This window comes from Allobosea sp. 05T433, assembly GCF_056396065.1.
Genome location: NZ_JBFTKS010000061.1, coordinates 1 through 10692 on the forward strand (window position 1 = coordinate 1; position 10692 = coordinate 10692).

Here is a 10692-nt window from a genome sequence, read left to right on the forward strand (position 1 = left end):
GGCGCTCCTGCGAAAAGCAGCCGAGCGAACCGTCGAAGGCCTCTGGCGAACCATCGGAACAATCCTCGACGCCTTCACTCCCGACGAATGCAAAAACTACTTCAGGGCTGCCGGATATGAGCCGGAATAACGTGAAAATGCTCTAGCGGCCATGTCGGACCAGTTTATTGCTGCCGCCAATGCCGCCAATATCCCGCTTGAAGTTCTGCATCGCGTTGCCGCGATGGCGAGCGGCGGCATGGACACGCTTCCACATAATGGTGCGGTTATCACCCTACTTTCCGTGACCGGCCTGACTCATCAGCAGTCTTACCGCGATATCTTCGCGATCACCTTAATCAAGACGCTCGCTGTGTTCGTCGTCATTGCCGTCTATTACACGACCGGACTGGTTTGATCGCTTCATCTCACAGATCCGTCGCGAGGTTCGTCGCGAACGGGCAGGGTTCCAGTACACAAACGGCGTTTAGGCGCCATCGGAGGCAAGATGTCACTTCAAGGAAAGGCGGCCGTCGTTACCGGATCCACGAGTGGAATCGGGCTTGCTCTGGCGCGCGCTTTCGCCAAGGAGGGCGCCGACATACTCATCAACGGCTTCGGAGACGCCGCCACCATCGAGAAGGAGCGCGCGGGCATCGAGACCGACTTCAAAGTGGTCTGCCGGTACTCGCCGGCGGACATGTCGAAGGGCGCGGAAGTGACCGGCATGGTGCGGATGGCCGAGCAGGAGTTCGGCCGGGTCGATATTCTTGTCAACAACGCCGGCATCCAACATGTGGCGCCGATCGAGGAGTTTCCCGACGACAAGTGGGAAGCGATCATCCGAATCAACCTACTCGCCGCTTTTTACGCGACCAAGGCGGTCGTTCCCGGCATGAAATCACGTGGTTGGGGACGTATTATCAACACAGCGTCCGCCCATGCGCTGGTCGCGTCACCCTTCAAATCCGCCTATGTCGCCGCGAAGCATGGCATTGCCGGCCTCACCAAGACAGTCGCTCTTGAGGTGGCGAAAGATCACGTCACGGTCAATGCGATCTGTCCCGGCTATGTCTGGACGCCGCTGGTCGAGAAGCAAATCCCGGACACGATGAAGGCTCGCGGTCTCACCAAGGAGCAAGTCATTGCGGATGTGCTGCTGGAGGCGCAGCCAACGAAGGAGTTCGTCACTGTGGAGCAAATTGCGGCGCTGGCGCTCTTTCTGAGTTCTGACGCCGCATCGTCGATCACTGGGACCATGTTGTCGATCGACGGCGGGTGGACCGCCCATTAGAGGCGCCCAAGAACGTCCGTGGTGATGAGGGGCAGGCTGACCCTTGAGCCTTTGTCATCGCAAACGAGCACGATACTGTGGCGCAGAACGATCGAAGTGTTCATTGTTGAATAGGGGAGAAACTCCATGAATGGCAAGACACCCTACGAAGTGCCGGCCCAAATGCGTGAACTCGCTGAACGTAACGTCGAGCAGGCTCGCAAGGCCTTCGACGGCTTCATCGGCGCTGCGCGGAAAGCGGTCGAGGCCGCCCCTGGTTCTGCCGGGTTTGCGCTTTTCGACATGCAGGATATCGGCCGCAAGGCCATCGCCTATGCAGACAACAATGTCTCTGCCGGGCTCGATCTGGCCCAGAAGCTGGTCAAGGCGAAAGACCTGGTGGAAGTCATGCAGCTCCAGTCCGATTTCCTCAAGTCTCAGATGGCCGCGTTTCAGACCCAACTCAAAGAATTGGGCGCGGCTGCGCAGGATGCGGCAGCGAAGGCTGCCGAGACGGCCAACACACTCACAAAGCCGAAGTGATCGCTTCTCATAGATCGTCGTCGTCTTCGATGCGAATGAGGAGTGCGCCCCTTGAGGCAGACAGTTTGAAGCGTGGCAATTGACCGGAGATCCGGGCTTTCGAAGGATGGAAGCCATGGCCCCGGCACCGCACCCACAGCACCTGATTTCAAGCACCATGTGGCGCAGGACTACCTGGCTAGCGAGACGCTCCATAGCCTCGCCCGCCGACACGACCTGTCGCGGAACCTGATCCGCAGCTGGGTTTAGAGCCTTGGGCTGGCGCCTTCGACGACGAGGCGTGGCTGACGATGCGATTGACGCTTATCGTCTCGCTGGCAAGCGACCTTGACGGGGGGTGGGCGCTCCGCGTGCTGGTGGGGCTCGTGCTGGCTATCCCGTGGGGCTGTTGATCTTGGGGTGTCACTCACGCTTATCTCCGCAGTGGGCGGGCGACGGGGCGGCGAGCATTGCGTGGTCTCTAACTGCATAGGCCGCTTCAAAGGCGGCGCAATACTCGTCACGCAGGAGGCCCAACAGCCCCGTCACGGCCGCATCTCGCTCGGCGACCAACGCCGGGATGGCTGGCTCGGCGGCGAGGTAGGCGCGAATGGCGACTTCGGCCTGCCCTCGGTAGTGGTCGCGCACTGAGTGCCAATGCTCCTCGTAGCTCTCTGGTGAAGGCGCCTCGCAGGAAGAGTACACATTCTCACACATTGCCCGCGCGGCTATCTCCACCGCTCCGCTGTCGAGGTTCATTGCGGGGCTCCTTGATGCTGGGGGGCCGGCGCGAGACGCGTGCTTTCGGTGCGGCTTCGAGGTTGCTCGCAGTCAGCTTCTGAGCCTCCCCTGAGGGCGTGGGCGGAAAGCCAATGAGGAATGCCCAAATTAGCTCCTGCCCTATTCGAGTGTCTGGCACGGAGTCCGGCCATGCGCCTCGCTCTTCAGCGAGCGGCTTCTGAGCGCCGTTCAACTCAGCAGCTCGCGCTTCGGCAGGCCGATTGTTCTCTGCGCCAACGATCAACGTCAATGTCTGCAACCATGACCGTGGCTATTTGCGCGGAGCTGGGCACTGGGCACCGCTTTATCCAGGCGCAGGCGGTCCCCTCAAAGCCCCGGGTCGGGTGCGGAGATCATGGCGCTCTGGACCTGCTCCGAGCCGATGGCGTGCCACCTTCACCATCGGGCTGGGCAGTCAGCGAATGGGTGGATACGGCCGCTTTTCCAGATCCCATTGACCCGTTGCGGTGGATATTGTGGACGACGGGGGTGGAGTTCCGGATGGGGCGAGCCCAAGCTGGTCGAGGCACGCTTGGGCGTAATCGGTGGTCCAGACGGGAGGCGGATTGCCCCAAAGGTCAATTGCCTTGCCGCGACGCCTCAATACAGGCTTGCAGCACGTCGGCACCAGCCTAAAGTGCTTGTTCCGCCGATATGAACGCATAAAACCGAAGAGGCGAGGGCGATGATGTCAAAGCCTGGCCAACCCGAGAAGCCTGCGACCACCGGGGCTTTTGGTCCGTTTGGCGCTGCGATGGAGTACATGGTCGACGCCGCGCAGCGCAGCCTCCTGTTCATGGATGTGATGCGCCAGAGCGGAAACCAGTATCGCGAGCATCTCGCCGAGACCGCTCCGCATGTGCTCGACTATGAGGCGGAGGTCGTTCTCGACGGCCGCAACCTCGATCATCCCGTCAATTACATTCTCGTGCGGATTATCCCGCCCGAGGGCGTTTCGGTCGATCCTATGCGCCGCCCCTTCGTGGTGGTCGATCCGCGGGCCGGGCACGGGCCGGGTATCGGCGGGTTCAAGGCCGACAGCGAGATCGGCGTCGCCTTCAAGGCCGGGCATCCCTGCTATTTCGTCGGATTCCTGCCCGAGCCCATGCCGGGCCAGACCATCGAGGACATCGCCCGCGCCGAGGGGATTTTCCTCGAGCGGGTCATCGCATTGCACCCGCAGGCCGACGGCAAGCCCTGCGTGATCGGCAACTGCCAGGCGGGCTGGGCGCTCATGATGCTTGCATCACTGCGGCCGGAGCTGTTCGGCCCCATCATCATCGCCGGTTCGCCGCTCTCCTATTGGGCGGGCGTGCGCGGACAGAACCCGATGCGCTACAGCGGCGGTCTGTTGGGCGGGAGCTGGCTGACCGCGCTCACCTCCGACCTTGGCGCCGGCAAGTTCGACGGCGCCTGGCTCGTTCAGAACTTCGAGAACCAGAACCCGGCCAATACGCTCTGGAGCAAGCGCTACAATCTCTATTCCAAGATCGACACGGAGGCGCCGCGCTATCTCGGCTTCGAGCGCTGGTGGGGCGGGCATGTCAATCTGAACGCCGCCGAAATCCAGGCGATCGTCGACGACCTTTTCGTCGGCAACAAGCTGGCGGCCGGCGAGATCCGGACCTCCGACGGAGTGGCAATCGATCTGCGCAATATCCGTTCGCCGATCGTGGTGTTCTGTTCCAAGGGCGACAACATCACGCCGCCGCAGCAGGCGCTCGGATGGATCCTGGATCTCTACGAGGACATCGACGAAATCCGCGCCTACGGCCAGACCATCGTCTACACGATCCATGAATCCGTCGGGCATCTCGGGATTTTTGTTTCCGCCGGCGTCGCCCGCAAGGAGCACGACGAGTTCTCCAGCAATATCGACATGATCGATGTGCTGCCGCCAGGGCTGTACGAGGCGGTGCTGGAAGCCAAGGAGGCGGACACGGTCAGCCCTGATCTCGTCGCGGGGCAGTGGGTGATGCGTTGTGAGGCGCGGACGCTCGACGACATTCGTGCGCTCGGCGGCAATGATGCGGAGGATGAGCGCCGCTTCGCCACTGCCGCACGAGTATCGGAGATCAACCTCGCCCTCTATCGCGCATTCGCGCAGCCGATGGTCCGCAGCATGACCTCGGCACCCGTCGCCGACGCCATGCGAAAGCTGCATCCTCTGCGGCTGCAATACGAACTCTTCTCCGATGCGAATCCTTTGATGGCGCCGGTCAAGGCTATGGCCGAACGGGCGAGCGAGGATCGGCGGCCGGTTGCCGCAGGCAATCCGTTTCTCGCGATGCAGCAAGCGGTGTCCGAGCAGATCGTCGCAGGCCTCGACGCCTGGCGGGAAACGACTGAATCTTGGAGCGAGCGCATATTCCTGTCGGTCTACGGCTCACCCGCCTTGCAGGCCGCCGTGGGCATCGATCCGACCGATGCGCGACCTCTGCGGAAGGCGCAATCAAGCCCGCTCCATCGCGAACTCCTGCAGTCCCGCATCGCCGAACTGAAATCGCGCATCCCCAGAGGCGGCTTGCGCGAGTGCCTGGTCCGCGGCCTGCTCCATGTCGGTATGGCGCGCGGCCGTGCCGACGAACGCGGCCTTGCGGCCATTCGCGGCCTGCGGGCCGAAGTCGAGGATGACAAGCCGAAACCGAGCCTGGCCGAGTTCAAGGCGCTCGTGCGCGAGCAATACTACATGCTGCTGATCGACGAGGAGGCGACGCTCAGCGCCATTCCCGATCTGCTGCCGCCCGATCACGAAGCGCGCCAGAAGGCGCTTGCGGCACTCCGGCGCGTGTTGAGCGCGGCTGGCGACATGACAGGCGAGGCAGCGCAGAGGCTCGAGCGTATCGTCGGGCTGTTCGGCGGCGGAACCGCTGGAAAGGCCGATCCTGGCAATGGAGTCCTGAGGTTCGCGAAACCTAAGACCTGAGAAGGGCACTCGATGATACCTGTCGTCAAAGCAAAGCTGCTCGAGGGCAAGAAGGGACTGATCATTGGCATCGCCAATGATCAGTCGATCGCCTGGGGTTGTGCCAGGGCGTTTCGTGCGCTGGGAGCGGAACTCGCCGTCACCTATCTCAACGAAAAGGCCAAGAAATTTGTCGAGCCGCTGGCACAAGAGATCGAAGCCCCGATCGTGATGCCGCTCGACGCGCGCACGCCGGGCGAGATGGAAGCCGTGTTCGAGCGCATCGCCAAGGATTGGGGCGAACTCGATTTCGTCGTCCATTCCATCGCGTTTGCTCCCAAGGAGGCGCTGCATGGCCGCGTGGTGGATGTCGGGCGCGAGGGCTTTCTCGCCACCATGGACATTTCCTGCTGGTCCTTTCTTCAAATGGCCCATCTGGCCGAGCCCCTGATGAAGAAGGGCGGCACGCTCTTCACGATGACCTTCTACGGCAGCCAGATGGTCGTCGAGAATTACAACATCATGGGGGTGGCCAAGGCAGCGCTGGAAAGCGCGGTGCGCTATGTCGCCGCCGAACTGGGTCCCAAAGGCATTCGCGTGCATGCCATTTCGCCGGGCCCCCTGGCGACGCGCGCTGCCTCGGGCATCCCGGAATTCGACGCACTGCTCGAGAAGGCCAGGACCAAAGCCCCGGCCCGTAACCTCGTCAGCATCGACGACGTTGGCATGGCCACCGCCTTCCTGGCGCATGATGCAGCGCGCCTCATCACCGGACAGACGCTCTATATCGACGGCGGTTACCACATTATCGATTAGGTCAAGGGGTTGGTAAAAGCAAAAAAGACTCAAGAAAGACAATGTTACTGACGTTTTTTGATTTCAAGAACGTTTATCAAGAACGATTTACAATTTGAGCTTGAAATTGAATGTGTTAGTTTCATCGAAATCGGAACATTCGACAATGAAAACTGTCTCATGCGCGGATGCGGTCAATTTGATCCCGGATGGCGCAACCCTCATGATCGGCGGATTCATGGGCGTCGGGACGCCCGAGCGCCTGATCGACGAGCTGGTGCGCCAGGGTAAGCGAAATCTCATCGTGATCGCCAACGACAACGCGGTTCCCGGACGGGGGATCGGCAAGCTCGTCGACGCCGGCCTCGTCAGCCGCACCATCGCCAGCCATATCGGCCTCAATCCGGAGACGCAGCGGCAGATGATTGCGGGTACTATGGCGGTCGATCTCGTGCCGCAGGGCACGCTCATCGAGCGCATCCGCGCCGGCGGCAGCGGGCTCGGTGGCGTACTCACTCCGACAGGCGTCGGGACCCTCGTCGAGGAAGGCAAGCAGCGGATCGACCTCAACGGCAAGAGCTACCTCGTCGAGACTGCCCTCCGGGCGGATTTCGCGCTCATCAATGCCTTTCTCGCCGACTATCTCGGCAATCTTTCCTACGCGCTCACGGCGCGAAACTTCAATCCGGTGATGGCGATGGCAGCCGATACCACCATCGTCACGGCCGAGAATATCGTGCCGGTAGGACTGATATCGCCCGACCACGTCGTGACGCCCGCGCCGCTGGTCGACTATCTCGTCACCAACGCCTGACGGATCAGGACGATGGATGCACAATCGATCATCGCCAAGCGCATCGCAGGCGAGTTGCGAGCAGGGATGCTGGTCAATCTCGGCATTGGCATCCCCACCATGGTGGCGAACTTCGTGCCGACGGGCATCACGGTGTTCTTTCAGTCGGAGAATGGCCTGATCGGAACCGGCCCGATCCCCGAGGAGGGGATGGCGCATCCCACGCTGACGGATGCCGGCGGACGCCCGGTGACCGCATTGCCTGGCGCCAGTACGTTCGACAGCGCGATGTCATTCGCCTTCATTCGCGGCGGCCATGTCGACATGACGGTGCTCGGTGCGCTGCAGGTCGATGCGCATGGCTTGCTGGCGAATTGGATGATCCCCGGCAAAATGGTGCCGGGGATGGGTGGTGCGATGGACCTCGTCACCGGTGCAAAGCGCGTGATCGTGGCGATGCAGCATACCGCCAAGGGCAAGCCCAAGATCGTCAACCGATGCACGCTGCCCCTGACCTCGGTGAGGCCGGTGGACCTTGTCGTCAGTGAAATGGCAGTCATCGGATTTCCCGACGGACAGGCGACCCTGCTTGAACTCGGCCCTGGCGTGTCGGTGGAGCAAGTCATTGCGGCGACCGAGGCGAAGCTCGCCATTCCGGACAATGTCGAGGAGATGCGGCTGTAGCCGTGCCGACGGCAGGCGGTAGAACAGCGAGAGGGGGGAGGTGCAGCGTATCCTTGGGATGCAGGCTCCTTATGCGGCCTGCTTCGCGATGTCCATTGCGCATCGAGTTGACACCAGAACAACACGGGGGATCTGCGGCATGTCACAGGCGAGCTTGGCTAAGTCGGATGCAGCATCCAGCGGTCCAAACCAAAAGGACGGGTTGCTGGTTCGGATCGCGATCTCGTTCACGACCTGGGCGGAGCGCTGGTTCCCCGATGCCTTCGTTTTTGTAGCGATCGCGGTTGTGATTGTCTCTCTGGCGGCGATGCTGAATGGTGCCTCGCCGCTTGCCGTCAGCCGGGCTTTTGGCGACGGATTTTGGAGCCTGATCACATTCACGATGCAGATGGCATTCGTCGCCATCGGCGGTTATGTCGTCGCGGTCTCCGCTCCGGCTCAACGGCTCATCCGCCGCCTCGCGGCCATACCCAGTTCCGGCTCGGGCGCCGTCGGTGTTGTCGCGGCGGTAAGCATGCTTGCATCGCTACTCAACTGGGGCCTGAGCCTGATCTTCGGCGGCCTTCTCGTGCGCGCACTCGCGGAACGCCGCGAGCTGAAAATGGATTATCGCGCCGCTGCTGCGGCGGCCTATCTCGGTCTGGGTGCAACCTGGGCAATGGGCCTTTCCTCGTCAGCAGCGCAACTTCAGGCCAATGCGGGAAGTCTGCCCAAATCCCTGTTGCCGATAACGGGCGTGATCCCGTTCTCCGAAACCATCTTCCTGTGGCAGTCGGTGGTCGTCTCTGTCGTCCTGCTGTCGGTCTCGGTGGTGATCGCCGTTTGGTCGGCCCCCGGGCCAGACAAAGCCGTCACGGCGGAAGCGATGAACATCAATGTCGAACGGGACGTCACGGACGACCTGCCGCCACCACGGCAGCCGGGAGAATGGCTGGAACATTCGCCATTGCTGACGATCCTGATCGTTCTGCTGGCGGCTGGCTGGCTGGCTCATGAATTCGCGACCAAAGACACGATGATCGCGATTTCGAGCCTCAATACCTATAATTTCCTCTTCATCATGCTCGGCATGCTGCTGCATTGGCGGCCGAAGCGCTTCCTCAATGCGGTCGTCAAATCCGTGCCGGCGACGTCTGGGGTACTCATCCAGTTTCCGTTCTACGGCTCGATTGCAGCGATCCTCACGATGGCGAAGAACGATGCCGGGCTGACCGTTTCCGACCAGATCGCCCATGCCTTTGTCGCCATGTCGACCCAGCACCTCTATCCACTGGTGATCGGTGTCTATTCCGCGGTGCTTGGCTTTTTCATCCCGTCCGGTGGCGGCAAGTGGCTGCTCGAAGCCCCCTATGTCATGCAGGCCGCCAACGACCTCAAGGTGCATCTGGGCTGGGCGGTCCAAGTCTACAACGCCGCGGAGGCGCTGCCGAACCTTATCAATCCCTTCTGGATGCTGCCCTTGCTCGGCGTACTCGGCCTCAAGGCGCGCGACATTGTCGGCTTCACATTCCTGCAGTTGCTCGTCCATCTGCCGCTGGTGCTGTTCTTGCTCTGGGCCCTAGCCTACACCCTAGAATATCACCCGCCGGTGATCCCATGAGAAGGGAAGCCCCCCAGCCGGAGCCTCAAATAGCCGCTGGGCAAATCGGCGTTTGCTTGATTCACTTGATCACGCAATTACGATCTGGATTTTTGCGCCGCTTCGCCTGGCCGACGACGGAATTCGTGCTTGCATAACCCAGAAAGCCCCGTCGGCGGCTCCGCCTCCGATCGACGGTTAAATAACCGTTCGGATCGTAGGCCTTCGGCGTGGGCCGCCTTGCGGCTTCGACGCGGGCCGCGCATGAGACGCCATTCACCGTTGAACCACTCGCTGACTGTGCTCCTTTGGGAGACTAGGGAGGGTTTCATGCTTCGCTACGCCGTCGCTGTCGCGTCGATCTCACTCACCAGTTGCCAGGCCGTGAGCACCGCTCCTCCCAGGATGCAGCGCGTCGATGGCCGGGCAATCATTGGAAATGCGACGCTGGAGGCGCTGGTGAACAAGGATGCAGCCGCCTGCATTCGTAAAGCCAACAAGGCGCCCCTGCCGGCCAACACGATACGGGCCAATGGTGCGGTGGGGGGCGACGCAGCCGACCAGATTACCGCCCGCCGGAGCGAGGCCGTTAAGTCGATCTATCTCGGCTGCATGGCCGAGCGCGGCTACGTCACTCCGCCGGCCTAGTGGGCGCAGGCCATCTGGCACGCACGGGATGATGCATGGCCAGACGAAGTCGGAGCAGACCACGGTCTACATGCATCGCTGATCCGCGATCCAATGGCCATCAATCGATCGCCCTGATGATCCGCTTCGCTGCCGCTGGCGCCGGCCACACTCTGCCGCTTGGTGGATATTGCCGCAGTACACGGCGTGAACCGAGCGATGATGGTTCGTGGATTTGAGGCGGGGGACAGATACGGCGGCACGATTGCCTGTCGGTGCGCGGCGTAGCAACGTTGTACGCTGCGCCTTCACTGCCATCCGAAAGCCCAAGGATGTCCCTCGACCGATCATCGCCGGATCGCCGCGCCCTTACCCGGCCTTTCGAGCCGTGATGGCCACGTGAAGATGAAAATCTCGCTTCAACGCGGCGATTTTCCTCTTTTCGTCGATGCCCGAAAGGAACTGATCCGCTTCGGCAAGATCGATCCGGACCAGCTCGAATTTCCGTCCAGCGAGTCTCGCGTCGACTGAAATCCGGACGGCCTAGTCGGTGTCATCGCCATAGATACGAATGTAGCGCCCATCGACCTCGACGCCGACAAAGGGTGCGGATTCCGACGAATTCGGCGGGCAATTCCGATATGAATTCGGCACCCTGTTCCGATTTCATTCCGGCACCCTGTTCCGATTTGAAGCCGGCAGGTGCGAGGTGATTTGCCTGGGTCGTTCCTGATGATTGTCGTGGATGGATTTGA

General features: G+C 61.6%; 10 protein-coding genes and 2 pseudogenes. 11 read left to right on the plus strand and 1 reads right to left on the minus strand.

The features are described from left to right. The 4 genes and pseudogenes from AC1DGP_RS34165 to AC1DGP_RS34180 all read left to right on the plus strand — a co-directional run. Positions 1-130 (plus strand): annotated as a pseudogene (locus tag AC1DGP_RS34165) (IS630 family transposase); the annotation flags it as partial. Between the two features lie 9 nt (positions 131-139). Next, a pseudogene (locus AC1DGP_RS34170) lies at positions 140-397 on the plus strand (GntP family permease); the annotation flags it as partial. Positions 398-487: 90 nt separating this feature from the next. Further along, positions 488-1273: a 3-hydroxybutyrate dehydrogenase gene (locus AC1DGP_RS34175; protein WP_441508830.1), complete on the plus strand. Its 786-nt coding sequence runs from the start codon at positions 488-490 to the stop codon at positions 1271-1273. A gap of 126 nt (positions 1274-1399) precedes the next feature. Beyond that, positions 1400-1795: a phasin gene (locus AC1DGP_RS34180; protein ID WP_441508831.1), complete on the plus strand. Its 396-nt coding sequence runs from the start codon at positions 1400-1402 to the stop codon at positions 1793-1795. Between the two features lie 402 nt (positions 1796-2197). Here the strand turns inward: AC1DGP_RS34180 and AC1DGP_RS34185 are convergent, their stop codons facing one another. After that, positions 2198-2533 (minus strand): hypothetical protein, encoded by a 336-nt coding sequence (locus AC1DGP_RS34185; protein WP_441508832.1) that lies wholly within the window; start codon positions 2531-2533, stop codon positions 2198-2200. A 706-nt stretch (positions 2534-3239) separates the two neighbouring features. Between AC1DGP_RS34185 and AC1DGP_RS34190 the strand changes: the two genes are divergently transcribed. The 7 genes from AC1DGP_RS34190 (at position 3240) to AC1DGP_RS34220 (ending at position 10468) form a co-directional block, all read left to right on the plus strand. Next, complete coding sequence (locus AC1DGP_RS34190; RefSeq protein WP_441508833.1) at positions 3240-5480, plus strand: DUF3141 domain-containing protein; 2241 nt, start codon at positions 3240-3242, stop codon at positions 5478-5480. A gap of 12 nt (positions 5481-5492) precedes the next feature. Beyond that, positions 5493-6275, plus strand: a complete 783-nt coding sequence (gene fabI / locus AC1DGP_RS34195) for an enoyl-ACP reductase FabI (protein ID WP_441508834.1) — start codon at positions 5493-5495, stop codon at positions 6273-6275. Between the two features lie 145 nt (positions 6276-6420). Next, on the plus strand, positions 6421-7068 hold the full coding sequence (locus AC1DGP_RS34200) for a CoA transferase subunit A (protein ID WP_441508835.1): 648 nt from the start codon (positions 6421-6423) through the stop codon (positions 7066-7068). Between the two features lie 12 nt (positions 7069-7080). After that, positions 7081-7731, plus strand: coding sequence for a 3-oxoacid CoA-transferase subunit B (locus tag AC1DGP_RS34205; RefSeq protein WP_441508836.1), 651 nt, complete (start codon positions 7081-7083; stop codon positions 7729-7731). Positions 7732-7870: 139 nt separating this feature from the next. After that, on the plus strand, positions 7871-9331 hold the full coding sequence (locus AC1DGP_RS34210) for a short-chain fatty acid transporter (RefSeq protein ID WP_441508842.1): 1461 nt from the start codon (positions 7871-7873) through the stop codon (positions 9329-9331). Between the two features lie 309 nt (positions 9332-9640). After that, the gene (locus AC1DGP_RS34215; protein ID WP_441508837.1) at positions 9641-9958 is read left to right on the plus strand and encodes a hypothetical protein; all 318 of its coding nucleotides are present in this window, start codon (positions 9641-9643) and stop codon (positions 9956-9958) included. A gap of 378 nt (positions 9959-10336) precedes the next feature. Then, positions 10337-10468 carry a hypothetical protein gene (locus AC1DGP_RS34220; RefSeq protein ID WP_441508838.1) on the plus strand — a complete coding sequence of 44 codons (132 nt, stop codon included), beginning with the start codon at positions 10337-10339 and terminating at the stop codon, positions 10466-10468. Positions 10469-10692 lie beyond the last annotated feature (224 nt).